Source organism: Leisingera sp. M527, from assembly GCF_025141525.1.
Taxonomy (GTDB): Bacteria; Pseudomonadota; Alphaproteobacteria; order Rhodobacterales; family Rhodobacteraceae; genus Leisingera.
This window is the reverse complement of the sequence record NZ_CP081037.1, coordinates 2,460,011-2,484,621: the sequence shown is the minus strand read 5'-3', so window position 1 is coordinate 2,484,621 and position 24,611 is coordinate 2,460,011. Positions and strand designations below refer to the sequence as shown.

Below are 24,611 nucleotides of genomic sequence, written 5' to 3'. Positions count from 1 at the left end.
TTTCTCCTTACACTTAGTCCCTATCTAGGGCTGGTGCTGCCGCGGCTCAACCCCGCAAACGTCCAGGCAGGCAGGTAACATGTATTCTGTATGCGGATTTTCAACGGGGAGCGGCGTGAAACCTGCGCTGCCGCCGATCACAGGCCAATGGTGTCAAAGCCCCATACAGTTCGCATAGTAGGTGACGGTGGCAGGCCAGTCGGAAAAAACGCCTTCGACACCTGTGTCCTGTGCCAGAACGTCCAGCAACTGGTAATACATGCCGTCGCCTTGGCTGAGGCCTGCGAGGGACTGGAAGTACCACTCGCCGCCTTGCAGCGGGCCGGAGCGTTCCAGCGTCCAGGTGATCAGCCGCAGCCCGGCGGATTTGGCGGCATTGGCATAGGCGGAGGGGATAATGCGGCCGTCCTGCACAGTCACCAGCATCCAAAGGGGCGGTGCCAGGTAATTGACGCCCTGCGCCTTCAGCGCTGCGAAGTCATAGGGGAATGTTGCTGGATCGGTGTGATCAAACCCCTCGTGGCGGTAGCTGCCGTCGAGCAGCACCGCCTGGCGGCCGAACGCCGGTTCGTGTTCGATCCAATAGAGGATATCGTCCAGGCGGAAGCTTTGCACCCAGACGTCGGCGGGTGCGATGCCGGCGGATTTATAATCATCGATTAGTTTCTGCGCGAAATCCTGTTGCGTGAAGCCGTTAAAGGGCATCGGGACTGCGGGGGTCTTCAGCTCGGGCATGAATTTGGCGCCGAGGCTTTGCAGCAGGCCGATCGACTCGGCATGTGTCAGGGTTTGGGCATTGCCGCCGTAAAGCGTGCTGCGCCACGAGGGAAGGCCGCCCTGATAGTCCCGCGGCGTGGCTGCAAAGGGATTGGCGCTGTCCATTTTCGGGCGCAGGCTGCGGAATTCGTCCAGGGTCAGATCGGTGCTGCGGCATTCGGCGCTGGCGGGGGAATTGAATGCATGCGGAGAGAAGGGCTGGAAGCAGCGGTCCGCCAGGGGCGAGGTCAGGATGTCCGTGGTCCGGTGCAGGTCGTTTTGCGCGTGGCGGCAGACCAGTTCCAGGTCGCGGGTGAAGGTGACGTCGCATTCCAGAATGCCCGCCCCCATGGCGGCAGCGGCGCGGTGGCCTTCGGCGGTGTGTTCGGGAAACATCAGCGGCGCGCCGCGGTGGCCGATGGAGAAATCCGTGCGCGCCGGGGTCTGGCCTGCGCAGGCCTGCAGCCTGTCCTTGAGCGCACCTTCGGGCAGCTGGCTGATCAGATAGGCCGGGCGCGGGCCGTAGCTGAGGGCCGGAGGCTCCGCAGTGCCGGGAGCAGGAAGCAGCACGAGGACCGCGGACAGTAAAGCAACGGACAGCAGGGCTAGGCGCATGGGGCGGCTCCGGATCTAGGGCTGCCGCACATTAGACGCGCGGGCCCGAAAATGAAAAGGCCCCCGCAGATGCAGGGGCCGGATCCGGACACAGGCTGTGCGGGCTTACATGAAGCCCAGTTCCAAGCGGGCCTCGTCGGACATCATCTCCATGCCCCAGGGCGGCTCCCAGGTGAGTTCGACGTCAACCGTTTTCACCCCCGGCACCGGCGAAATGGCGTCGACAAGCCAGCCCGGCATCTCGCCCGCAACCGGGCAGCCCGGTGCGGTCAGGGTCATGATGATCCTGACGTCGTTCTCGTCATTGATGTCGATCGTGTAGATCAGCCCCAGCTCATAGATGTTCACCGGTATTTCCGGGTCATAGACAGAGCGGCAGGCGTCGGTCACGGCCTCGTACAGCGGGTGGCTGACGGAGGAGGGCGCGATCAGCGGTGCGCCTTCAAGCGGTTCGGAAGGGTTGGTCATGGGGATCCCGGTCTGATATTCCGACGATTTATATAGGGAATGTACGGCCCGGCGTCCAGAGGCGGCGCACACCGCAGCGGGAATGTTCTGTTAACCGCCTGTTCGTGAAAATTTGATTTGATGGGGTGAGCGCGCTAAATTGTGGCTCCCCCACGATGATTTTGTAAACGCTGCCCGAAGGATGCGGGCCGTGCGCCGCTGTCCGGCCACGGAGCTGCTGTGTGCGGGCAGGAGCGGAGAGAGGCCATGCCAGGGAAAACCACGACCCGCAGATGCGCGAATTCCGCTGCCCTTGTGCTGGCGGGCAGCTGCCTGGCCGTGGGCGGGACGGCAGGTGATGCCCGGGCACAGGGGGCATGGCGCTGGCAGCTGACGCCCTTTGTGCTGGCACCATCGGTGGAGGGGACAACAGAGCTGGGGCAGGCAGGCGGCGGTCTGTCGATTGATGCGGGCGATGTGTTTGATCAGCTGCAGGCCGGCGGGATGCTGGCGTTCGAAGGGCAGCACAGCAGCCGTTTCGGTTTCCGGCTGCGTTATGCGGTGATGGATTCGGACCGGACAGCGGAAAGCTTTGCCGGTGCGGTGGCTGCTGCCTATGACCAGAACATGGCTGAGGCAGTGGTGACCTATAGTTTCGGGCAGGGGCGGGACCGGTTTGAGGTCTTTGGCGGGCTGCGCCACTGGGATGTGGATGTTACGGCCTACCTGCCGGGCGGCGCGGTGCGGCGGGGCGGCACATGGACCGATCCGATTGCGGGGCTGCGCTGGGAGCGGCGGCTGTCGCCGCGGTTCAGCCTGTCCTTGGAGGGCGATATCGGCGGCTTTGGCGCCGGGTCCGATCAAAGCTGGTCGGCCATGGGCGGGCTGATTTACGACCGCTGGGAGCGGGCCTCGATCTATGTGATGTACCGCGGGCTGGGGGTGGAGTATCAGGACGGCATCCGCGGCACGGACAGCTTTTTCCGCCATGATGCGGTGACTCACGGGCTGCTGGCGGGGGTGGGGTTCAGGTTCTGACGCGGGCCGTGCCGCATGGGTTATGCCGTATGGCCCGTAGCATGTGGCCCGTATCGCATGGGCCGGGCCGCTGTGATGCGCAGCCCGGCCTGCTGTCAGTTGGTGTTGTCAGTCGTTGATGTCGTGGTTGAAGGTCTTCACCTGGCCCTTGGGCAGGGCAAAAAAGCGGCGCATCACCAGCCAGGCCACCAGCGACAGCACAGCAAAGATCAGCAATAGCGGCGGCAGGCCGAAACCGGCGCCTGCCAGCAGCAGCAAGGCAACGGCCGCGGCGCCGATGGCAAAGCCGAGAAAGACAAAGCCGGGCACCAGAACCTCCAGTATGGCCAGCACCAGCGCCGCTGCGCCCCAGACCCACCACAAGGCCCAGAACGGCATATCCATTATTTGCCCCCTTTCAGCAGGTTGAAGGCGTTGCCAAAGGCCTCAAGCGCGTGGGCGGGGACCAGGATGGTCTGATTGCCCGCGCCCTTGCCGAGCGCGTTCAGCGATTCCACCTGTTTCAGGGCGACCTGGTACTGCGCTGCCTCGATACCGTTTTCGCGGATCGCCTTGGCGACAACTTCGGTGGCATAGGCCTCGGCTTCGGCCTGGATGCGGCGGGCCTTGGCGGTCTGTTCGGCGGCATAAAGCTCGGCGTCGGCGTTCAGCTCGACGGCGCGTTTTGCGCCCTCGGCCTCGGTCACCTGGGCGCGGCGGGCGCGTTCGGCATTCAGCTGCTGCAGCATCGCGTCGCGGGTGGCCTGATCCAAGTTCACGTCCAGGATCTCGGCGCGGGTGACTTCGATGCCCCAGTCGTCAACCGCGCTTTCGACCGAATGCTGGATCTGCCCGATCAGCTGCGAGCGGTTGGATTGCACCTCGTCCAGGTCCATTTTGCCGATCTCGGCGCGCACGATGCCGGCCACGGTGGTGGCAATGGCGCCGTCCACGTCGCGGATCCGGTAGACGGTCTTTTCCGGCTCCAGGATGCGGTAGAACACCGAAGTGTCGATCTGCACCAGCACGTTGTCCTTGGTGATCGCGTCCTGGCTGGCGTTGGGCAGCTGGCGCTCCAGGATTGACATCTTGTGGCGGGCCACATCCAGGAACGGCACGATGAAGTTAATGCCCGGCCCCAGCACCGAATGCAGGCGGCCGAAACGTTCGATCACGTATTTCTCGGACTGCGGTACGATGCGCACGCCCTTCAGTACCACGATGATCAGCAGGACCGCGCCCAGCAAGTACAGCAGGTTACTGGAGAGTAGGTCCAGAATCAGGTCTTCGTTCATGAATATGCTTTCTGTTTCAAACGCCTGCGGGCAGGATCCTGCGCCCGTCCCGGCAGGTCAAGATAATCTGCACCTCAAGAGGCAGAGGGTTTGAGCCGCCGCATCGGGGCCGGGCGGACCCGGTCTTCGATCTCGGCATAGATCAGCGCGGCGATGTTTTTGGAGGAGGTCTTCTCGATCCCTTCCAGCCCGGGGGAGGAATTCACCTCCAGCACCTTGGGGCCGGTTTCCGACCGCAACAGGTCGACGCCCGCCACGTTGAGGCCAAAGGCACGGGCGGCGCGGACCGCGGTGGAGCGTTCCTCCTTGGTGATGCGGACGATTTCAGCGCTGCCGCCCAAGTGCAGGTTGGAGCGGAAGTCGCCCTCGGCGCCGGAGCGTTTCATCGCCGCGACCACCTTGGAGCCGACCACCAGACAGCGGATATCCACGCCTGCGGCTTCCTTGACAAACTGCTGCACCAGAAAGTTGGCCTTGAGCCCGCGGAAGGCGGTGATCACGCTTTCAGCGGCCTTTGTGGTTTCCGCCAGCACCACGCCCTTGCCCTGGGTGCTTTCGAGCAGTTTCACGATCAGCGGCGCGCCGCCCACAATCTGGATCAGGCTGCCGGTGTCCTTGGGCGAGGCAGCAAAGGCGGTGGCGGGCATGCCGATCTTGTGGCGGGCCAGAATCTGATGCGCGTGCAGCTTGTCGCGGCTGGCAGTGATGCCTTCGGCGCCATTGACGCAATAGGTGCCCACGGTTTCGAACTGGCGCAGCAGCGCGGTGCCGTATTGGGTGACAGAGGCGCCGATGCGCGGGATCACCGCGTCATAGCGGGGCAGGCGCTTGCCGTCATAATGGACCTCGGGCGCCAGCGCGTTCAGCGCCATGTAGCAGCGGGTGGTATTGATCACCTCGACCGTGTGGCCGCGGTTTTCGCCCTCTTCCACCAGGCGGCGGGTGGAATAATTGTCCTCGCGGCTGAGCACAGCAATGCGCAGCGAGCGTTTCGGGGCGGATTTGCGGATGCTGGAAGAGGAATAGACCGAATAATCCAGTTCCGGCTGGCACAGGCGTTCGCCCGGCACCACTGTCACGTTTTCGGTCAGCGCCTGGCGGCCCAGCAGCATGTGTTTCGCCATGCCGCGCCGGTCGGTCAGCGTCAGCTCCACCGGCCAGGACTGGCCTGCGATCTCCATCGGGGTTTCGATCACAAAGCGCATTTCGCTTTCGCCGTTTGACGACGTCACTTCGCGGCGGTCCTTGATCAGGGCAGAGCAGGGGATTTCCAGATCGTACTGGCCGGGGATGGGATGCACCATGAAGCGCACCTTGGGGGCGCTTGCCGGGCCAAAGGTTTCAATGCCGGTGGCATGCAGCGAGGAGGTGCGGGCGCCGGTGTCGACCTTGACCCGCAATGCGGGCAGACCAAGGTCGGGCAGGCTGACCCATTCTTCCCAACCGAGTTTCAATTGCGGTGCGGCGTCGGCTGTGGACATGGAGTTGGCTCCTTGGCATTAGAGGGGAATCACCGGTGTGCCGGTTTGAGTGTAACGGCAGGAATAGAAGATGGCAGAGCTTTTCAACTTTGAACTGAAGGCAACCGACGGAACGGCGCGCACAGGTGTCATCAATACGCCGCGCGGTGAAATCCGCACGCCTGCTTTCATGCCGGTCGGCACCGCTGCGACCGTCAAGGCGATGATGCCGGAAAGCGTGCGCGCGACCGGGGCCGATATCCTGCTGGGCAATACATACCACCTGATGCTGCGCCCGACGGCGGAGCGGATCGACCGGCTGGGGGGCTTGCACAAGTTCATGAATTGGGAGCGGCCCATTCTGACGGACTCGGGCGGGTTTCAGGTGATGTCGCTGGCTGGTTTGCGCAAGCTGACCGAGAAAGGCGTGACCTTCAAATCCCATATCGACGGCTCCAAGCATGAGCTGACGCCGGAACGCTCGATGGAGATCCAGCGGCTGCTGGGATCTGATATCGTGATGTGTTTTGACGAATGCCCGGCGCTGCCTGCAGACCGTGACCGGATTGCGGACTCAATGCGCCTGTCGATGCGCTGGGCCGAGCGGTCGCGCGAGGCATTCGGCGACCGGCCCGGCCATGCGCTGTTCGGGATCATGCAGGGCGGGCTGGAACAGGACCTGCGCGAAGAAAGTGCCGAGGCGCTGAAGAAAATCGGATTTGAGGGCTATGCCGTTGGTGGCCTTGCGGTGGGCGAGGGGCAGGAGGCGATGTTCGATTGCCTTGATTACGCCCCCGGTTTCCTGCCCGAAGACAAGCCGCGCTATCTGATGGGAGTGGGCAAGCCCGACGACATCGTCGGCGCTGTGGCGCGCGGCATTGACATGATGGACTGCGTGCTGCCGTCGCGGTCGGGCCGCACCGGACAGGCCTTTACCCGCTATGGCGTGGTGAATATCAAGAACGCCCGCCATCAGGACGATCCGCGGCCTCTGGATGAGCATTGCAGCTGCCCGGCCTGTTCGAGTTATTCGCGGGCTTACCTGCACCATGTGTTCCGCTCGAACGAGATGATTTCGGGGATGCTGCTGACCTGGCACAACCTGCATTATTTCCAGGAGATCATGCAAGGTATGCGGGAGGCGATTGCCGCCGGCAGTTTTGAAGTCTGGCAGAAGGACTTTCACGATACCCGCGCGCAGGGTGATATCGAGCCGCTGTAAACGGCGCCCCGGTACCCCTGGCGCTGCTGCGCCAGGGACGGGTTCAGGCCTTGGGGCTTACTTTTTGCGCTTGATGCGTTTGGCCTGTTTGATCACCTTGCCAAGCGCTTTGCCGGCGGCGCGGCGTTCCGACGGAGACTGCGCGTTAAAGGCGTCCTCGGATCTTAGCTTTTGCCAGCGCGCAATGCGGGCGGTGTCAAGCTGACCGGCTTTGGCGGCTGCTTGGATGGCGCAGCCCGGTTCGCTTTCGTGCTGGCAGTCCCTGAAACGGCAGTGTGCCGCGATATCGGTAAGATCCTGAAACACCATATCAATACCGTCTTGCGCGTCTGATATCTGCAATTCGCGCATGCCGGGTGTGTCGATCAGCCAGCCGGCGCCGGGCAGCCGCAGCATTTGCCGGTGCGAGGTCGTATGGCGGCCTTTGCTGTCGTCCTCGCGGATGGCGCCGGTTTGCATCAGCCCGCCGCCGGCCAGGGTGTTGGCCAAAGTGGACTTGCCGACACCTGAGGAACCGGCCAATGCCACCGTTTCCCCCAGTCCGCACCAGGCACGCAGGCGGTTCACCTCTGCAGGATTGGTGGCGTCGATGGTTTCGGCAATAAGGCCGGCCTGCAAGGATTGGGCCTGCGTCCGGTAACTGTCGGGATCATCTGCAAGGTCGGCCTTGGTCAGAATGATCACCGGGGTGGTGTTTGCTTCGTTTGCCAGCGCCAGAAAGCGTTCCAGCCGGGCGATGTTGAAGTCGTGATTGCAGGAGGTGACGATAAACAGCGTGTCAATGTTGGCGGCAATCAGCTGTGTTTCGCGGCCGGTGCCGGGTGCGCGCCGTCTAAACAAGGAGGCCCTTTCCAGCAGGACGGTGCCGTGCCCGGTTTCTGGGTCAAGCAGCAGCCAGTCCCCGACTGCGGCGCCGTCAATGGCCGGGCAGGTCAGGGGACCGTCAGCGCTGATGAGGTCGAACTGGCTGCGGTGAATGGCGGTGATGCGGGCCGGGGCGGCGCCGTCGGCGGCATCTGCCATCTGGTGTTGAAAAAAGGGTTTGAAACCCAGTTCGCTCAGGCCGGAAGAGACCTGCGAACGCACGGGGGTGTTCAGAAAGCCGGGAAGTTTTCTGCGGTTCATGTCTTAAAACTCTCGGAGAGCCCGTTTGGCGGGCGTGGTATATTCAGATGCGGCCAAACAAAACCGGCCCGCTGGCTGCAGGTCTGACGGTTTTTGCGTTTGGTGTGGGCCGGCATGCCGCGGGCCCGGATGACTCAGGTCATACAATCTCCGGTTTTCGCCGTGCAGTTTAGGCGCAGGCGTGCAGTTGTTCAAGGTGCTGGATGTGAACCCTGTGCCAAGCAGTTGGAACCCGCCCGTATGGCTGCTGGATGACGGCTGGCCGGGCGCAAATATGTGCAGTTAAACGGCCTGTGCTCTGCGGCTCTTGCAGCTGCGGCGGGCCCGTTAGGCCTTTGGTCACCCTTTCACCATTTGCGCCCTTGTGGTCCGGGTGCGGTGCGGGCAAGGTGGCTGCAAACCTTGGGGCAGGGCGGTTGAAAAGTGTTAACCATCCCCCCAGATAAAGACATCAATTGAGGAGACGGGCCAAAGCTGCCGGGATCGGGGCCGGACCGTCTTGCCAAATCAAAGGACCGAGTATGCAAGAGCCACTCAATTCCTCCTACCCAGTCCTGCCGCTGCGCGACATCGTGGTCTTCCCCCACATGATTGTGCCGCTGTTTGTAGGCCGGGAAAAATCGGTGCGCGCCTTGGAAGAGGTGATGGCGGATGACAAGCAGATCCTGCTGTCCAGCCAGATCGACCCGTCCGAGGACGATCCCGAAACCGATAGCATTTATTCCGTGGGCGTGCTGGCCAATGTGCTGCAGCTGCTGAAACTGCCCGACGGCACCGTCAAGGTGCTGGTCGAGGGGCAGGCGCGTGTAAAGATCACCGAATTCCTCGAAAACGACAATTTCTTCGAGGCCAAGGCCGAGGAACTGCCGGAAATGCCCGGCGATGTCACCACCACCGAGGCGCTGGTGCGCACCGTGGGCGACGAGTTCGAGCGCTATGCCAAGGTCCGCAAGAACATCCCCGAGGAGGCCCTGTCCGCCGTCGGTGAAACCACTGAGCCGGCCAAACTGGCCGACCTGGTTGCGGGTCATCTGGGCATTGAGGTCGACCGCAAGCAGGAACTGCTGGAAACACTGTCCATCAGCGAACGGCTGGAGAAGGTCTATGGCCTGATGCAGGGCGAAATGTCGGTCCTGCAGGTCGAGAAGAAGATCAAGACCCGCGTCAAATCCCAGATGGAGAAGACCCAGCGCGAATATTATCTGAATGAGCAGATGAAGGCCATTCAGAAGGAGCTGGGCGACGGTGAGGAAGGCGCTGGCGAAATCGCCGAGCTGGAAGAAAAAATCGCCGCCACCAAACTGTCGAAAGAAGCGCGCGAAAAGGCGGATGCCGAGCTGAAGAAGCTCAAGAACATGTCGCCGATGTCGGCCGAAGCCACGGTTGTGCGCAACTATCTGGACTGGATGCTGTCGATCCCGTGGGGCAACAAGTCCCGCGTCAAGAAAGACCTGAACAAGGCGCAGGAGATCCTGGATGCGGATCACTATGGCCTGGAGAAGGTAAAGGAGCGGATCGTTGAATATCTGGCGGTGCAGCAGCGTTCGGTCAAGCTGAAGGGGCCGATCCTGTGCCTTGTCGGCCCTCCGGGCGTGGGTAAAACCTCGTTGGGCAAATCAGTTGCCAAGGCGACAGGGCGCGAGTTCATCCGCATCTCGCTGGGCGGCGTGCGCGATGAGAGCGAGATCCGCGGCCACCGCCGGACCTATATCGGCTCGATGCCCGGCAAGATCATCCAGGCGCTGAAGAAGGCGAAAACCACCAACCCGCTGATCTTGCTCGACGAAATCGACAAGATGGGCCAGGATTTCCGCGGCGACCCGGCCTCGGCGATGCTGGAGGTGCTGGATCCGGAACAGAACAACACCTTTATGGATCACTATCTGGAGGTCGAATATGACCTCTCGAACGTGATGTTCCTGACCACTTCGAACAGCTACAACATGCCGGGGCCGCTGCTGGACCGGATGGAGATCATTCCGCTGTCGGGCTACACCGAGGACGAAAAGCGCGAGATCGCCAAGCAGCACCTGATTTCCAAGCAGGTGAAGAACCACGGGTTGAAGGCCAAGGAGTTTGAGCTGACCGAAGACGCGGTGACGGAGATGATCCGGACCTACACCCGCGAAGCCGGCGTGCGGAACCTGGAGCGCGAGATTGCCAAGGTGGCGCGCAAATCGCTGACCAAGATCATCAAGAAAGAGGCCGGCAGCGTCACTGTCACGGCGGACAATCTGGATGATTTCCTGGGCGTGAAGAAGTTCCGCTATGGCCTGGCCGAGATGGAGGATCAGGTTGGTGTTGTCACTGGCCTCGCCTATACATCGGTCGGCGGTGAGCTGCTGTCGATCGAGGCGCTGCGGCTGCCGGGCAAGGGCCGGATGAAGACCACCGGCAAGCTGGGCGATGTGATGAAGGAGTCAATCGAGGCGGCGTCGAGCTATGTGCGTTCGATCAGCCCGCAGATCGGCGTCAAGCCGCCGCAATTCGACAAGCTGGACATCCATGTGCACGTGCCCGACGGCGCGACGCCCAAGGACGGTCCAAGTGCGGGCCTGGCGATGGTTACGGCGATCGTGTCGGTGCTGACGGGCATTCCGGTGCGTAAGGACATTGCGATGACGGGCGAAGTCACCCTGCGCGGCAATGCCAGCGCCATTGGCGGCCTCAAGGAGAAGCTGCTGGCAGCTCTGCGCGGCGGTATCAAGACGGTTCTGATCCCGCAGGAAAATGAAAAGGACCTGCCGGAAATTCCGGACAATGTGAAAGAAGGGCTGAAAATCATCCCCGTGTCCCATGTGTCCGAGGTTCTGAAACACGCGCTGGTGTCCCAGCCGGACCCTATCGAATGGGACCAGGAAGCCGAGGAAGCCGCAGCAGCCAAAGCGGCTCTGAAAGGCTCAGAGGACGGGGCGGGCGCTACCGCCCACTGATCACGGCCTGGATCTGGTGCAAGAAAGGAAAGGGCGGTCCCGCGGGGCCGCCCTTTTTCAGTTTCATCTTCCGTTCCGGCCCTTCTTGCCGGGGCGTGGTTCCAGGTTTCTGTGTGTCTATCCCTGACAGGTCTCAGGCGTGGGGGGAGGGCTCCCGCCCGCTGCGGGATGCGCTGATGCGCCTCAGCAGCGGTTGGGCGGGGCGCCGCACCTGGGGTGCGGCGTGCGGCCTGCCCCGGTGGGGCAGGCCGCCGGGCCCAAAACCCTCATGGAGACCTGCCGCAGGCCGGACTCCGTGCGGGTGCGGGAGTGCCCCGCGGTATCGCTTGGGAAGGCGGTCAGGCCGCCTTGCTGGAACCGGCCATTTTGGCCTGTACCGTGGCAATGGCCATTTCGGCCGGGCTGACATCTGCGGTCTCAGCCTGGATCAGGATCGAAGCCATCGTTTCGTCCAGCGCTTTGAGTTTCTCGGCAACAAATCCCTTGCGGTCCTTGATCCGCTGGATTTCGGTTGCAACGTTGATGATGCCGCCGCCATTGGCCACAAAGTCAGGCGCATAAAGGATGCCGCGCGCGTGCAGGCCTGCGGCGTCAGCAGCGGTCGCCAGCTGGTTGTTGGCGCCGCCTGCGACGATGTCCGCCTTCAGCTGCGGGATCGTCCGGGCATTCAAGATGCCGCCGATGGCGCAGGGAGCAAAGACGTCTGCGTCAACACCGTAGATTCCGTCCAGCGGCACTGCTTTGGCGCCGAATTCGGCAAGTGCCTGTTCTACACGGGCCTCGTCGATGTCGGTCACAATCAGCTTGGCGCCGGCCTCGGTCAGAAACCGGCAAAGATACCAGCCGACATGGCCCAGGCCCTGCACCGCAACGGTGACGCCGCCCAGATCACGGCTGCCGTGTTTGTGGGCACGCGTGGTGCAAATCGCGTTGAAAATACCGCGGGCGGTGATGGGAGAGGGATCGCCGCTAGCATATTCGCCATCGGCAAGACCTGCCACAAACCGGGTTTCCTCTGCCAGAACCCCCATGTCGGAAGGGCTCATCCCCATGTCTTCGGCAGTGATGTAGCGGCCGTCCAGGCTTTCGATGGCACGGGCAAAGGCGCGCAGCAGTTCCGGCGATTTGTCCCGGGCAGGGTCGCCGATGATCACCGCCTTGCCGCCGCCCAGCGTAAGTCCCGCTGCGGCGTTCTTGTAGGTCATGCCTTCGCTGAGCCGCTGAACGTCGGTCAGTGCTTCCTCTTCGCTGGCATAGGGGCGCATCCGCAATCCGCCGGCGGCGGGACCCAGCCGGGTGGAGTGGATGGCGATGAAGCCAAGCAGCCCCGCGGAGGCCTCCTCGACGCGGTAGATCTCTTCATGGGTGGTTGATGCGACGGCAGTCACTGTCATCTGGATTGCTCCTCCAAAACTTTTCCCGATGATACTAGGGCGCGGGCGCCGGTTTTCACTAAAATGACCTGCCAGAACGGTGGTGTTTGGTGGTATGCTCTGTAGAAGAAGCCTATCTTAGAGGAAACCTCCATGGACTCAATTGATCGCAAGATTGTGGCCGCGCTTCAGCGCAATGGGCGGCTGAAGATTTCCGAATTGTCAGAGAAGGTCGGGCTATCGCCAACGCCCTGCGCGCGCCGGGTGGCCAATTTGGAGGAAAGCGGCGTGATCAGCGGCTATTCCGCGCGAGTGGATCAGACCAAGATGGGGCTGCCGGTCACGATCTTTGTGGCGGTGGAGCTGGAGCGCCAGTCAACCGGCGCCCTGCAGGCCTTTGAAAAAGCGGTGCGCCAGTTCGATCAGGTGATGGAGTGCTACTTAATGACCGGCACACGCGATATCCTGTTGCGGGTGGTGGCCGAGGATCTGCCGGATTTCGACAGATTTCTGGAGGACCGTCTGATGCGGGTGCCGGGCATTCGCAACACCCGGTCCAGTTTTACCCTGCGCACCATGATTCAGCGCGATGCCCTGCCGGCCTGCTAACCGGTTCACGCCGGAGGGGGCCTGTGTTAGGCTGGCTGCACAGAGCAGGCCCGCACGCCTGGCTGCCAATCGCAACAGCGCGGGGCAGCTGAGAAGCCGATGCAGGGTAAATAACAGGATCATGGGGCACAAATGGCAAGAGCAACCAGCAAAAGCAGTACATCCGGGCGCAAGTCCGGCGAAGGCAAGCCACCTGTCCGCAAGGCAGGCACGCTGAAGGCATCCACCGCCAGGACGGCTGCTGTGAAACCTGAGACAGGCGAACCTGAAGATGTGAACGCACCGATGCAGCGGCACGCGCCGGAAGCCAACCCGTCATCCGAAGCGTCTGCTGCACCAGAACCCGTGGTTGTAACAGCCGCTTCACCGATTGTTGCCGCACCGGAACTGAACAAGAAGGAACTGGTGGAGCTGGCAGTCGAACGCTCCGGTGTCAAAAAGAGAGACGCAAAGCCGGTGGTTGAGGCGGTTCTGGCGCTGCTGGGCGAGGCCGTGGCCGAAGGCCGTGAGTTGAACCTTAAGCCGTTCGGGAAACTGCGCATCAACCGCAGCCAGGAACGCAGCAATGGCAAAGTGTTCGTATGCAAACTGCGCCAGCCTGCGGTCGCAAAAAGCGCGGCGGCAGAAAATTCCGGGGAAGCTGGAAATTCTTCCAATGACCCTCTTGCAGAGGCTGCATCGGACGGGTAAAAGCCTGCCTCACGGGTGATTAGCTCAGTGGTAGAGCGCTTCGTTCACATCGAAGATGTCAGGAGTTCAAATCTCTTATCACCCACCATTCTTTTCAAAAGGCGCTCCCGGTACCGGTTGAGCGCCTTTTCTTGTTTGCGGGGTTCCGTTGTCCCCGGCTTGCCGCTACCAATTTGGCGATAGAACCGGGCAGGGGGCATGTGATGCAATTTCCGAAAATCTGGCTGCTGAGACACGGGCAGACCGAGTGGAATGCAGAGCACCGCATTCAAGGCCAGCTGGAATCGCCGCTGACACCGCTGGGCATTGAACATGCCCGCCGGCAGGCCGGTCTGATGGCGCCGGTGCTGGAGCAGAATCCGGCCTGCTATGCGTCCCCGCTGGGCCGTGCCCAGCAGACAGCGGATATCGCGTTGAGAGGGGCGCCATTTGTGACCGATCCGCGCCTGGCAGAGGCCTTTGCCGGCGTGTTTCAGGGGATGACGCTGCAGGAGGTCGCGCAGCGTTACCCGCAGATCCATGGCGCCAATCCGCGGAACCTGGACCTGTTCTGCGAGGCCCCCGGCGGCGAAGGCTATGCCAGCTTTCATGGCCGCATTCTGGACTTCATGCTGTCGCTGACCGGGCCGTCTGTGGTGGTGGCGCATGGGCTTTTGGGGCAGGTGATGCGCGGTATCATCTGCGGCCTGCCCCGCGACAGCATGGCGGCTCTGCCGAACGGGCAGGGGTGCGTTTATGTGCTGGAAAACGGGATGGAAACCGTTTTGGAGTGATCCGGCGGGCAGGGTGGAAAAATCTTTGTTTTTTCTCTTGCGCTGCCCGGCGGCATTGTCTAAATCCCCGCTTACCGGGTCGTTAGCTCAGTTGGTAGAGCGCTTCGTTTACACCGAAGATGTCGGGAGTTCGAGCCTCTCACGACCCACCATCCCCACTTTGCAGATTGACCGTGCTGAGATGCCGATGGGCACGTAGTTTTTGGGTTTTTTCCATCTGTTTCAAGGGGTTACCGGGAGGGTGAATTTTTTTTGAGGGAAAGTCCCGAAAAAGGCAAAACACTTCTTGACGGTTCTAAGGGGGGGGAATATTACAGCCCAACATTCAGCAGCGATGCTGAACGTGCAGCGGGCGGTTGTAGCTCAGTTGGTTAGAGTACCGGCCTGTCACGCCGGGGGTCGCGGGTTCGAGCCCCGTCAACCGCGCCACCGCTGCACCTCATCCTGGGGTAAAACAGGATCCGCCCCGGAGGGGAACTGGATTGGAAACAATCTGCCGAAAGGCGAAAATGCGGTTGTAGCTCAGTTGGTTAGAGTACCGGCCTGTCACGCCGGGGGTCGCGGGTTCGAGCCCCGTCAACCGCGCCACTTTCGCCTGCCGCCCTAGCATTGCAGGGTCCGTCCCGGAGGGGAACACTGGCCGGAGACGGCCGCCGAAAGGCAAATGCGCGGTTGTAGCTCAGCTGGTTAGAGTACCGGCCTGTCACGCCGGGGGTCGCGGGTTCGAGCCCCGTCAACCGCGCCACTTTCTCTCAATTTCAGGTATGAACGCAGCTGTACCGTGGTTATGCGGCTGTTTCCGGAGTGTCCTGGCTGAAAGTGTTGAGCCAGCCTGACGCGCTCTTTTCCCAAAGCGAGGAGATCAGCATGACCTGCCAGCATGAGCTGCCTGAGGGACGGTAGCGCGCCCGGTAGGACAGCAGTACAGCCTGTTCTGTTATGACGCGCAGCTGCGCATCACTCAGCCGGAATTGCGCCATTACCGGCCCGTCCTTCAGTTGATCGCAATGGCCTGCCTTGCCCGAAAAGCCGCTGGGATAGACACCTAGGAAGTCCTCCGACAGCATCCGGCCATCTGCCTCGGGGTCGCCAGAGACAAGCGCCTCCCAGACCTTGGTTTCCAGGGTAAGGATTTCGGCCAGCTGCGGGCCTTCGGTCATATTCTTTTCCGTCATGGCGCCACATTGGCGAACTGGCGCATCAGGTGCAAGCGGTCGGGGCCGGGGTATCAAAGGGCCGGAGGGTTCGGGTCCGCGCCGGTGTCGTGGCGCCAGCCAGTGAGTTCGAAATCGACCCATTTCTTGAGGCGTTCCAGGTCGGCCTTGGGGATGGTTTCCAGATACCGAAGCATCACGCGGGTGCCGTGCTGATAGCCGGCGCGGTAGCTTTCTTCCGGGTCGGTCTGGTTGCCTTCGAAACCGGGCGGGCGGTTGAATCTGCTTTGTGCCATCTGCTGTCTCCATCGTGGTCCGCTGTCGCGGCAGAAATCACATGCAGTATCGGATGGTTCGGATAACCAACTCTTAATCCGAGAGGGGGGGGGCGGGATAAACGTTGGAAAAAATGCGCTGCAAGATCCTGGAAAATCCCGTGTGCGGCGGGTTTGCAGACGATGCCACCTGTGTTGCGGGCAGTGGCGGAGCCGGAACGCTCCCGCGCCTTTCCGGCGGCATCATAGATACCGCTGGAAGCCTTGGGCCTGGCGCCGTGCCAAGGCGCGGCGCGCGCCGCGCAAGCGGCGCCAGACCCAACGGGAAGAAGGCCTCGCATGAGGCTTGATGACGGGCGGGAGTGCGGCGTCGCCTGCAATTGCAGCCGTGTGCTGAAGTCGCAGAGGTCAAACATCCGGTTGGCAGCGGTTTGCAGTTCCAGCCGGGCAAGGTGCGGCGTTTTTCCGATGTAGGAGAGGATCCGCAAAAATGCGACGTCCGCCAGGGTTGCCTTGGTCTAATTGAAGTTGAGGTTCAAGGCGCTTGGTGTTTCGCCTTCGAAAGGAAGCAGACCGGCCACGAGAAGAAACTGCCGCGGCAGACAGGCGCCCAGGTCCTCGGGAGTTGTGAAGACATAGGCCTTGGCCTGGCCGGGGCGGCGGTTCAGGGATACCGCGCAGTTTGTGCCTGAAAACAGCCGGGCCAGCTTGTCATCGGTGGACTCTGGAACCGCTTTGGCCCGCCTCCCGCTGAAAAAATAGGCTGCGGCGCCGGCTGCACCCGATTGCCGGGCCTTGCGTGCCAGGAAACCGGTACCGCCAATGAAAACCGCCTTATCGGCCTGGCCGAGCCTTTTCTCCGGTGGGCACTGGGCGGCACCGGGCAGAGCGGGGAGAAGCGGTGCCAGTACTGCCGCAAGTATTGCGCACGTCTTGAAGCAAGAGTTCATGCCTGCTTCCCGTTGTTCGGCTTGCTTCGCGGTGTCCGGATTGGAGTATCCGGGCGGGGCTTCGAAATGCACCGCCCGAAACTGGGGTTACTTGCGCGACAGGGCGTCCAAGACACGGGCCCAGGAGCGGATGCCCTTGTGGAAGCTCTGCAGGTCGTATTTCTCATTCGGCGAGTGGATGGCGTCGTCGTCATTGGCAAAACCGATCAGCATCGCGTCCATGTCCAGGATCGACTTGAAGAAGCCGGCAATCGGGATTGAACCGCCCATGCCGCAGAATACGGCCTCGCGCTCCCATTCGTCCGACAGGGCGCCGCGGGCGGCCTCAAATTCGGGGCGGGTGATGTTCATCACTGCGGCGCGGGAGCCTTCGAGGTCGTTGTCCCAGCGCACCGATGCGTCCGCAGGCAGGCGGTCCTCGACGTGTTTGCGAATCTTGTCGCGCAGCGCGTCAGGGTCCATGTCGCCGACTAGGCGGCAGGTGATCTTGCAGTGCGCCTCGGACGGGATCACGGTTTTGGAGCCGGCCCCGTTGTAGCCGCCCCAGAGGCCGTTCACCTCGAGCGTCGGGCGGGCCCATTGCTGTTCCAGGGTGGAATAGGCTTTTTCACCGTGCGGCTGCGAGTAGCCGACCGAGCTCAGGTATTCGGATTCGTCAAAACCGCAGCTCTGCCACTGGCGCAGCTGGTCCTCGGGCACCTCATGCACGCCTTCATAGAAACCCTCGACGGCCACGCGCCCGGTGTCAGTGTCATAAAAGGAGGCTACAATTTCCGAGAGTGTGCGCAGCGGGTTCAGGCCGGGGCCGCCGTAGTGGCCCGAATGCAGGTCGATGCGCGGGCCGACGATGGTGAATTCGTCCTTCAGCATGCCGCGCAGCTGCGAGGAGATCGACGGCACCCCGCGCGACACCATCGAGGTGTCGCAGATCAGCGCGAGGTCGGCCTTCAGCTCCTCGGCATTGGCCTCCATGAAGGGGATCAGCGAGGGGGAACCGGATTCTTCTTCGCCCTCAAAGAAAAAGGTGATGCGGCAGGGCAGGGAGCCGTTCACGGCCTTCCAGGCGCGGCAGGCCTCGACAAAGGTCATCAGCTGGCCCTTGTCATCCGAGGATCCGCGGCCGCGGATCACGGTGCCATTCGGGGTTTCCTCCAGCTGCGGTTCAAACGGCGGGGTGTTCCAAAGGTTCAGCGGATCGACCGGCTGCACATCATAGTGGCCGTAGAACAGCACATGCGGCGCGTCTGTGTTTTCCTCGCCCACATGACCGACCACCATCGGATGGCCCGGCGTTTCGCGCTTTTCCGCCTTGATGCCGATGGCGTTGAGATCGGCCACCAGCCAGTCGGCGGCCTTGTCGCAGTCCGCCTTAAAGGCGGGATCGGTGGAAATCGATTGGATCCGCAGCAGGTCCATCAGCCGTTCGGTGGCGGCGTCCAGCTCTGTGTCGATCCGGTCCAGAACATCATTCAGTGCCATCTTTCATTCTCCTGCGTGTCCGGTTGCGGGCAATTTGACGCGGACCCTAACAGCGGTCCGGAACAGGGGCCAGTGGGGGAAGGGCGGGGTTTCGCTTGTTTTTCCAGTGCGGCAGGTTTCCGATCCTGCGCATAGTGACGCCTGAACACGCGGCATATACGACGCAAACGGCCACAGGTTGGCCGCAGCTGTCCTTGCCCAGCCTCTGTTTAAGTTTTATTTGACCTGCATCAATGTTGCGCACCTAGGGCGGCGCGTATGCAGTTGATCAAAAGGGGTGCCTGCGGTAATCATTCCGGACCGTGAATGTGGCCGCATCGCCGACAGGCCGTGCCCTTTACACAGCCCGCGTGCCCCTGGGGCCGCATGAAGCCATGGAGATGCCGGTGGACTATACCGCGAAACTGGATGCAGCGATTGCCAGCCTTCACGACGAGGGCCGCTACCGGACCTTTATCGACATCGAGCGCAAGAAGGGCCATTTCCCGCATGCGGTCTGGACCCGTCCGGACGGCGGCGAACAGGACATCACCGTCTGGTGCGGCAATGACTATCTGGGCATGGGCCAGCATCCGGTTGTGCTGGAGGCGATGCATGATGCGATTGATTCGACCGGCGCAGGCTCCGGCGGCACCCGCAACATTTCCGGCACTACGGTTTATCACAAGCAGCTGGAGGCCGAACTGGCGGATCTGCATGGCAAGGAAGCCTCGCTGCTGTTCACCTCGGCTTACATCGCCAATGACGCCACGCTGAGCACTCTGCCCAAGCTGTTCCCCGGCCTCATCATCTATTCCGATGCGCTGAACCATGCCTCGATGATCGAGGGCGTGCGCCGCAATGGCGGCGCCAAGCGTATCTTCCGCCACAATGACGCGGCGCATCTGCGCGAGCTGCTGGAAGCCGATGACCCCAAGGCGCCCAAACTGATCGCCTTTGAATCGATTTATTCGATGGATGGCGATTTCGGCCCTATCGAAGCGCTTTGCGACCTGGCTGATGAATTCGGCGCGCTGACCTATATCGACGAAGTCCACGCGGTTGGCATGTACGGCCCGCGCGGCGGCGGCGTGGCGGAGCGCGACCGTCTGGCCCACCGCATCGACATAATCAACGGCACGCTTGCCAAGGCCTACGGCGTGATGGGCGGCTATATTGCTGCCTCCGCCAAGATGTGCGACGCGATCCGCTCTTATGCGCCGGGCTTCATCTTCACCACCTCGCTTGCGCCGTCGGTTGCGGCAGGGGCGGCGGCCTCGGTTGCCTATCTGAAGGGCGCGCAGGATCTGCGCGACAAGCATCAGGACCAGGCCAAGGTGCTGAAATTGCGGCTTAAGGGTCTTGGCCTGCCGATCATTGATCATGGCAGCCACATCGTGCCGGTGATTGTCGGCAACCCGGTCCACACAAAAGTGCTGTCCGACCATCTGCTGGAGGACTATGGCATCTACGTGCAGCCGATCAATTACCCGACTGTGCCGCGCGGCACCGAGCGTTTGCGTTTTACCCCGTCGCCGGTGCACGGCCCCAAGGAAATCGACGCGCTGGTCCAGGCGATGGACGCATTGTGGTCGCATTGTGCGCTGAATCGTGCCGAACTTGCCGGGTAACATACTGATCAGTGTAAATTTACCTTCGGTGTGTTACGCTGTTGCTAATCAATGAGCGGATCTGAGTCGCAAATGTGATTCTTTCACCGCCCTGAACAGATTGCGGCAGGCAAAAATGGGACAGCAGGCATGATCGGGCGCTTCACCCAGCGCAAGCAAGAAGAGCATGGTGGAACGGCAGAGCCGAAGGGTTTTGACGATTTCGAGTTGAAGCTCGGCGACATAATGCGCGGTGAGCGGGCAACGATGGGTAAGTCGTTGCTGGATGTGCAGCGCGAGCTGCGGATCAAGGCGTCCTACATCGCCGCAATCGAGAATTCGGACCCTTCCGCCTTTGACACGCCCGGCTTCATCGCCGGGTATGTGCGTTCCTATGCACGCTATCTGAATATGGACGCAGAAGAGGCTTTTCAGGATTTCTGCACCGAAAGCGGATTTACCGTTGCCCATGGCATGTCTGCCGAAGCTTCCAGCCGGACCAAAGGCGGCGCCGCCCCGGCAGTCACATCCACCGGGCTGGGCGGCGATGCTTTTGCCTCGCCCAACACACCGTTTATTCCCGCCCCCAGCAGTTTTCTCAGCCAGATCGAACCGCGGGCTGTCGGCTCGCTGATGGTGCTGGCAGCGCTGATCGGCGGCATCGGTTATGGCGGCTGGGCTGTTTTGAAAGAGGTGCAGCAGGTGCAGTTCGCACCAGTGGATCAAACCCCTGCGGTGCTGGCTGACCTTGATCCGCTGAACAGCGCGGTTTTGAATGCAGCCGGGGACGCGCAGGATCCGGCAGCTGAGGCGCTGGACCGGCTTTACCGCCCGCAGGCTCTGGATGTGCCTGTGCTGGTGGCGCGCGATGCACCGATTTCGACCCTGGATCCGTCCACGCTGGGCAACTTTGCTGCGCCTGAAGTGCCCTCGCTGGCCTTTGCCGAAGCCAGCCTGCCATATGAAGGCGGGGGGGGGCTGCAATTGGTGCCGCAGGTTGTGGCCGAGGTTAAGCCGGGCGTTGAAATGGTTGCGGTGCGCCCGTCCTGGGTGCAGGTCACCGCGGCAGATGGCAGCGTGATCCTGGAAACCATCATGGACGCAGGCCAACGGTTTGAGGTGCCTTTGACCGAAGATGCCCCGCGCCTGCGCACCGGCGAAAGCAGTGCAATCTATTTTGCGGTTAACGGCGAACATTTCGGCCCGGTCGGCGAACGCGGTCAGGTATCCAAGAATATCGACCTGTCGATGGATGCGATCACCAACCGGTTTGCACTGGCTGATCTGGCCGATGGCAGCAATGAAGCACTGGCAACATTGGTCGCCGAGCTGCAGGCGGACCAGCCGGCCGAGTAGCTGTTGCCGCAATTGTGCCCGGCGATTCCCGCCGCAAGAGGCGGGCTGCCATTGCAGCGCCGCCTCTCAGCACGTATCTAGCTGTTAACAGGATCCAGCCGGGACGCATTCCTCATGTCGATCAACCACATCCGCCCCTGGCGCCATATCGAGCGCCGCAAAAGCCGCCAGATCCATGTCGGCAATGTGCCCGTCGGCGGCGACGCCCCGATTGCGGTGCAGACGATGACCAACACGCTGACCACCGATGTGGCCGGCACCGTTGCCCAGATCCAGGCCGCGGCTGAGGCAGGCGCGGATTTGGTCCGGGTCTCGGTCCCGGATGAGGCGTCCTCAAAGGCGCTGAAGGAGATTGTGCGCGAAAGCCCGGTTCCGATCGTGGCCGATATCCATTTCCACTACAAACGCGGGATTGAGGCTGCCGAGGCGGGAGCCGCCTGCCTGCGCATCAACCCGGGCAACATCGGCGACGAAAAACGGGTGGCCGAGGTTATCAATGCCGCAAAAGACCACAATTGCTCAATCCGCATCGGGGTGAATGCCGGCTCTCTGGAAAAACACCTCCTGGATAAATACGGTGAGCCCTGCCCGGAAGCGATGGTGGAGTCCGGCCTCGACCATATCCGCATCCTGCAAGACCATGATTTCCACGAATTCAAAATCTCGGTGAAAGCTTCGGATGTCTTCATGTCAGCCGCCGCATACCAGCAGCTGGCAGAGGCGACCGACGCGCCGATCCATCTCGGCATCACCGAGGCGGGCGGCTTTGTCTCCGGCACCATCAAATCGGCGATCGGCCTGGGCCAGCTCTTGTGGATGGGCATCGGCGACACCTTGCGCGTGAGCCTTTCTGCCGATCCGGTGGAGGAAGTGAAAGTCGGCTTTGAGATCCTCAAATCCCTCGGCCTGCGCCACCGCGGCGTCAATATCATCTCCTGCCCCAGTTGCGCGCGCCAAGGGTTCAACGTGATCAAGACGGTGGAGGCGCTGGAAGAACGGCTTGCCCATATCCATACCCCGATGAGCCTTTCGATCATCGGCTGCGTGGTGAACGGTCCGGGTGAGGCGCTGATGACCGACGTCGGCTTCACCGGCGGCGGCGCGGGTGCGGGCATGGTCTATCTGGCGGGCAAGGCCAGCCACAAGATGTCCAACGAACAGATGGTCGACCACATCGTTGAAGAGGTCGAGAAAAAGGCCTCGGAAATTGAAGCGGAAATGGCCGCCCAAGCTGCGGAATAACCCCGCAGGCCCGCTTCAGGCCGCCCGCTTTTTCATCTTTACAAAAATACTCCGGGGCTGCCATTGGTGCGCCATTGGTTCAAGCCCAATGGCGGCGGGCAGAGCCCCGGTTCCGCCGGTTCGGCGTCAGGCGTCAGCTCTGCTGGTCGCGGATTTCAGCCACTATGATCTCCATCTGGTCGGCGGGCAGGTAGCCGCGCAGCAGCTCATTGCCCAGCACAAAGGTCGGGGTGCCGGAGATTGCCATCTTCTGTGCCAGCGCTCGGGTCTGGCGCAGCTCGGCCGTCACCTCTTCGCTGTCCATCTTGGCAAAGATCGCATCGCCATCCAATGACAGCCCGTCCGCGATCCGGCGCAAAGCCACCTCGTTCGGCTCGCTGCCGAATTCTATCAGTGCATCATGCACTTGCTTATAGGCGTCATTCCCCGCCACCAGTTTGGATGCCACGGCAAAGCGCGACGACAGCACCGAGGCTTCGCCCAGGATCGGGAATTCCTTGATCACCAGGCGGATATTGCCGTCGCCTTTCACCAGCTTTTCCACCTCGGGGGCCGCCCGGCGGCAGTAGCCGCAGCGGTAGTCCATGAATTCAACCAGGGTGATGTCGCCATCCGGATTGCCGCCGACCCAGGAATAGCCGTCATTCTGCAGCTCTGCCAGATTGTCTGTGACCAGCGTGTCATCGCGGACAGCCTCGGCCTGCTGCTGGCGCTGTTCCAGCAGATCAACCGCTTCCAGGATCAGCTCGGGGTTCTCCAGCAGATAGGCACGGATCTGTTCGCCAAAAGCCTCACGTTCGGCTTCTGACATATTGCTGAGGTCCAACGCCTGCGCCGGGGTGCTCAGCAGCGCGAGGGCGGTGGCTGCCGCCGTGGCGGCGCGGGTAAAGGGTTTCATTTTCGTCTTTTCCTTTTCTGAGCTTGTTCATAGGCCGTCAGCACATCCTGTGCCCGCCGCGCGGCGGCGGATCCTGCAGGCAGCTGGGCGACAGCCCGTTTGGCATGAATTCCGGCGTCATCCAGACGCCCTTGCAAGGCATAGCGTTCGGCGGTGACCAGCGCGGCCAGGCCGCGCTGGCCGGTCTTGGCATAGGCCAGCGACATGTCGCGCAGCAGCACCTGATTGCGGAAATCAATGGCGCGGGCGCGTTCCATGGATTGCAGCGCCGCTTTCGGCTGGCCCGCGGCCAGCTGCGCACGCCCGTAACCGGAAAGGATCAGCGGGTCCTTGGGGGCCAGTTTCACCGCCTGGCCATAGGCCGCCAATGCGGCGCCCCATTGCCGGTTCTCTATCAGGATCTGTCCTTTCAATTCATGATAGAAGGGGTCGGAGGGCCGGACCGCCAGCGCGCCATTTACCGCCTTGAGGGCTTTCTTCAAATTTCGCTGCCGGTGATAGGCGGCGGCTTCGCGCATCAGGCGCACGTCTTTGTACTGTTCCTCGCGCACCCGGCGCAGCGTCCATTTCGGGGCGCGGGTAAACCCCGACAGCTTGCCGCGCACCCGGGCGAACCAGTATTGCGCCTCGGCACTGGCCCGGCCCTTGTCGCCATGCGCCGCGAGATAGGCTTGCGCGGCGCGGATACGGTCGCGGCTAAGCGGGTGCGAGCGGGTGTAGGGGTCCTGACTGCCGGCACTCAGCACTTCCTGACCGGCAAAGGCGCGGTGCAGATCGACCAGCCCCTGCGGGCTGATGCCGGCACGGTTGAGGTAATCCGCAGCAGAACGGTCGGCCGAGCTTTCTTCGGCGCGGGTATGGGATAGAAACCCGCGCAGCGCGGAATTCTGCGTGCCGATGGCAATGCCGCCCGCCGCGTCGCCTGCACCCGCCGCCGCAGCCAGAACTGCAAGCGCCACGCCTAGACCTGCAGCGCTGCTGGCCGAGCGCAGGTTCTGCATCCGCCGCGCCAGATGGCCATTGGTGATATGGGCGGCCTCATGGGCGATTACTGCCTGCAGCATCTCGGGGGAGGTCACCTTGAGGATCAGCCCGTAATTCACGAATATCGTTCGCGAATCCAAGACAAAGGCATTGAAGGCGGAATCGTTGACCAGCAGGATCCGGACCCGGTTTGCGTTCAGCCCCGCGGCCCGCAGCACCGGTGCTGCCAGTCGGTTCAGCCCGTGCTCGATATCCGGATCGCGCAGCAGCGAGATCGACGCCGCCTGCGCTGCCGCTGCAAATTGTAACAGCGCGCAAAGCACAAGAGCCGGGATTGACGCCAGCCGGAAGAAACGGTCAAAACTCATG

22 protein-coding genes and 5 tRNA genes are annotated in these 24,611 nt (G+C 62.2%); 14 read left to right on the top strand and 13 right to left on the bottom strand.

Going from position 1 to position 24,611, the window contains the following annotated elements; all coding sequences use genetic code 11:
- Positions 1–153: 153 nt before the first annotated feature.
- Together K3555_RS12425 and K3555_RS12420 are read right to left on the bottom strand one after the other, a co-directional pair.
- A complete protein-coding gene (locus tag K3555_RS12425) occupies positions 154–1,371 on the bottom strand; it encodes a glycerophosphodiester phosphodiesterase family protein (RefSeq protein WP_260005388.1) in 1,218 nt (405 codons plus the stop codon).
- A gap of 105 nt (positions 1,372–1,476) precedes the next feature.
- The gene (locus K3555_RS12420; RefSeq protein WP_129371311.1) at positions 1,477–1,839 is read right to left on the bottom strand and encodes an SUF system Fe-S cluster assembly protein; all 363 of its coding nucleotides are present in this window, start codon (positions 1,837–1,839) and stop codon (positions 1,477–1,479) included.
- A 246-nt stretch (positions 1,840–2,085) separates the two neighbouring features.
- On the opposite strand from K3555_RS12420, the gene K3555_RS12415 reads away from it, so the two are divergent.
- Positions 2,086–2,856 carry a hypothetical protein gene (locus tag K3555_RS12415; RefSeq protein ID WP_260005384.1) on the top strand — a complete coding sequence of 257 codons (771 nt, stop codon included), beginning with the start codon at positions 2,086–2,088 and terminating at the stop codon, positions 2,854–2,856.
- A 108-nt stretch (positions 2,857–2,964) separates the two neighbouring features.
- Here the strand turns inward: K3555_RS12415 and K3555_RS12410 are convergent, their stop codons facing one another.
- The 3 genes from K3555_RS12410 to rimK form a co-directional block, all read right to left on the bottom strand.
- On the bottom strand, positions 2,965–3,240 hold the full coding sequence (locus K3555_RS12410; RefSeq protein WP_260005383.1) for an NfeD family protein: 276 nt from the start codon (positions 3,238–3,240) through the stop codon (positions 2,965–2,967).
- Entirely contained in the window at positions 3,240–4,130 is an 891-nt protein-coding gene (locus tag K3555_RS12405; RefSeq protein WP_260005382.1) for an SPFH domain-containing protein, read from the bottom strand. Before K3555_RS12405 ends, K3555_RS12410 begins: the two co-directional genes overlap by 1 nt.
- A 74-nt stretch (positions 4,131–4,204) precedes the next feature.
- Positions 4,205–5,611, bottom strand: coding sequence for a 30S ribosomal protein S6--L-glutamate ligase (gene rimK, locus K3555_RS12400; protein ID WP_259985320.1), 1,407 nt, complete (start codon positions 5,609–5,611; stop codon positions 4,205–4,207).
- 70 nt (positions 5,612–5,681) lie between these two features.
- On the opposite strand from rimK, the gene tgt reads away from it, so the two are divergent.
- The gene (tgt, locus tag K3555_RS12395) at positions 5,682–6,812 is read left to right on the top strand and encodes a tRNA guanosine(34) transglycosylase Tgt (RefSeq protein ID WP_260005381.1); all 1,131 of its coding nucleotides are present in this window, start codon (positions 5,682–5,684) and stop codon (positions 6,810–6,812) included.
- 57 nt (positions 6,813–6,869) lie between these two features.
- Here the strand turns inward: tgt and rsgA are convergent, their stop codons facing one another.
- Positions 6,870–7,937, bottom strand: coding sequence for a ribosome small subunit-dependent GTPase A (gene rsgA, locus K3555_RS12390; RefSeq protein WP_260005380.1), 1,068 nt, complete (start codon positions 7,935–7,937; stop codon positions 6,870–6,872).
- A gap of 521 nt (positions 7,938–8,458) precedes the next feature.
- On the opposite strand from rsgA, the gene lon reads away from it, so the two are divergent.
- Positions 8,459–10,870, top strand: a complete 2,412-nt coding sequence (gene lon / locus K3555_RS12385; RefSeq protein WP_259985298.1) for an endopeptidase La — start codon at positions 8,459–8,461, stop codon at positions 10,868–10,870.
- Between the two features lie 338 nt (positions 10,871–11,208).
- On the opposite strand, the gene K3555_RS12380 is transcribed toward lon, so the two are convergent.
- Positions 11,209–12,264 carry a Glu/Leu/Phe/Val dehydrogenase gene (locus K3555_RS12380; RefSeq protein ID WP_260005375.1) on the bottom strand — a complete coding sequence of 352 codons (1,056 nt, stop codon included), beginning with the start codon at positions 12,262–12,264 and terminating at the stop codon, positions 11,209–11,211.
- A gap of 132 nt (positions 12,265–12,396) precedes the next feature.
- Between K3555_RS12380 and K3555_RS12375 the strand changes: the two genes are divergently transcribed.
- The 8 genes from K3555_RS12375 (at position 12,397) to K3555_RS12340 (ending at position 15,060) form a co-directional block, all read left to right on the top strand.
- Positions 12,397–12,852 (top strand): Lrp/AsnC family transcriptional regulator, encoded by a 456-nt coding sequence (locus tag K3555_RS12375; RefSeq protein ID WP_259985294.1) that lies wholly within the window; start codon positions 12,397–12,399, stop codon positions 12,850–12,852.
- A 132-nt stretch (positions 12,853–12,984) separates the two neighbouring features.
- The gene (locus tag K3555_RS12370; RefSeq protein WP_259985292.1) at positions 12,985–13,542 is read left to right on the top strand and encodes an HU family DNA-binding protein; all 558 of its coding nucleotides are present in this window, start codon (positions 12,985–12,987) and stop codon (positions 13,540–13,542) included.
- A 13-nt stretch (positions 13,543–13,555) separates the two neighbouring features.
- A tRNA-Val gene (locus tag K3555_RS12365) sits at positions 13,556–13,630 on the top strand.
- A 115-nt stretch (positions 13,631–13,745) separates the two neighbouring features.
- On the top strand, positions 13,746–14,315 hold the full coding sequence (locus tag K3555_RS12360) for a histidine phosphatase family protein (protein ID WP_259985290.1): 570 nt from the start codon (positions 13,746–13,748) through the stop codon (positions 14,313–14,315).
- A 76-nt stretch (positions 14,316–14,391) separates the two neighbouring features.
- Positions 14,392–14,467 (top strand) — tRNA-Val (locus K3555_RS12355).
- Between the two features lie 200 nt (positions 14,468–14,667).
- Positions 14,668–14,744, top strand: a tRNA-Asp gene (locus K3555_RS12350).
- An 82-nt stretch (positions 14,745–14,826) separates the two neighbouring features.
- Positions 14,827–14,903: transfer RNA gene (locus K3555_RS12345), tRNA-Asp, on the top strand.
- An 80-nt stretch (positions 14,904–14,983) separates the two neighbouring features.
- Positions 14,984–15,060, top strand: a tRNA-Asp gene (locus K3555_RS12340).
- A gap of 40 nt (positions 15,061–15,100) precedes the next feature.
- On the opposite strand, the gene K3555_RS12335 is transcribed toward K3555_RS12340, so the two are convergent.
- The 4 genes from K3555_RS12335 to K3555_RS12320 form a co-directional block, all read right to left on the bottom strand.
- Positions 15,101–15,490, bottom strand: a complete 390-nt coding sequence (locus K3555_RS12335; RefSeq protein WP_260005374.1) for a nuclear transport factor 2 family protein — start codon at positions 15,488–15,490, stop codon at positions 15,101–15,103.
- Positions 15,491–15,543: 53 nt separating this feature from the next.
- On the bottom strand, positions 15,544–15,765 hold the full coding sequence (locus tag K3555_RS12330; RefSeq protein ID WP_129371299.1) for a hypothetical protein: 222 nt from the start codon (positions 15,763–15,765) through the stop codon (positions 15,544–15,546).
- Between the two features lie 497 nt (positions 15,766–16,262).
- Complete coding sequence (locus K3555_RS12325) at positions 16,263–16,694, bottom strand: hypothetical protein (protein ID WP_260005373.1); 432 nt, start codon at positions 16,692–16,694, stop codon at positions 16,263–16,265.
- Between the two features lie 87 nt (positions 16,695–16,781).
- Positions 16,782–18,173, bottom strand: coding sequence for a dipeptidase (locus K3555_RS12320; protein WP_260005372.1), 1,392 nt, complete (start codon positions 18,171–18,173; stop codon positions 16,782–16,784).
- A 386-nt stretch (positions 18,174–18,559) separates the two neighbouring features.
- On the opposite strand from K3555_RS12320, the gene hemA reads away from it, so the two are divergent.
- The 3 genes from hemA to ispG all read left to right on the top strand — a co-directional run bounded on the left by hemA (position 18,560) and on the right by ispG (position 22,360).
- On the top strand, positions 18,560–19,783 hold the full coding sequence (hemA, locus tag K3555_RS12315) for a 5-aminolevulinate synthase (RefSeq protein WP_291737749.1): 1,224 nt from the start codon (positions 18,560–18,562) through the stop codon (positions 19,781–19,783).
- Positions 19,784–19,912: 129 nt separating this feature from the next.
- Positions 19,913–21,118, top strand: a complete 1,206-nt coding sequence (locus tag K3555_RS12310) for a helix-turn-helix domain-containing protein (RefSeq protein WP_260005371.1) — start codon at positions 19,913–19,915, stop codon at positions 21,116–21,118.
- Between the two features lie 114 nt (positions 21,119–21,232).
- Complete coding sequence (gene ispG, locus K3555_RS12305; protein ID WP_260005369.1) at positions 21,233–22,360, top strand: flavodoxin-dependent (E)-4-hydroxy-3-methylbut-2-enyl-diphosphate synthase; 1,128 nt, start codon at positions 21,233–21,235, stop codon at positions 22,358–22,360.
- Positions 22,361–22,493: 133 nt separating this feature from the next.
- On the opposite strand, the gene K3555_RS12300 is transcribed toward ispG, so the two are convergent.
- Positions 22,494–23,258, bottom strand: a complete 765-nt coding sequence (locus tag K3555_RS12300) for a DsbA family protein (RefSeq protein WP_260005365.1) — start codon at positions 23,256–23,258, stop codon at positions 22,494–22,496.
- A complete protein-coding gene (locus K3555_RS12295) occupies positions 23,255–24,610 on the bottom strand; it encodes a M48 family metalloprotease (protein WP_260005363.1) in 1,356 nt (451 codons plus the stop codon). The genes K3555_RS12300 and K3555_RS12295 overlap by 4 nt, the downstream gene beginning before the upstream one ends.
- Position 24,611 lies beyond the last annotated feature (1 nt).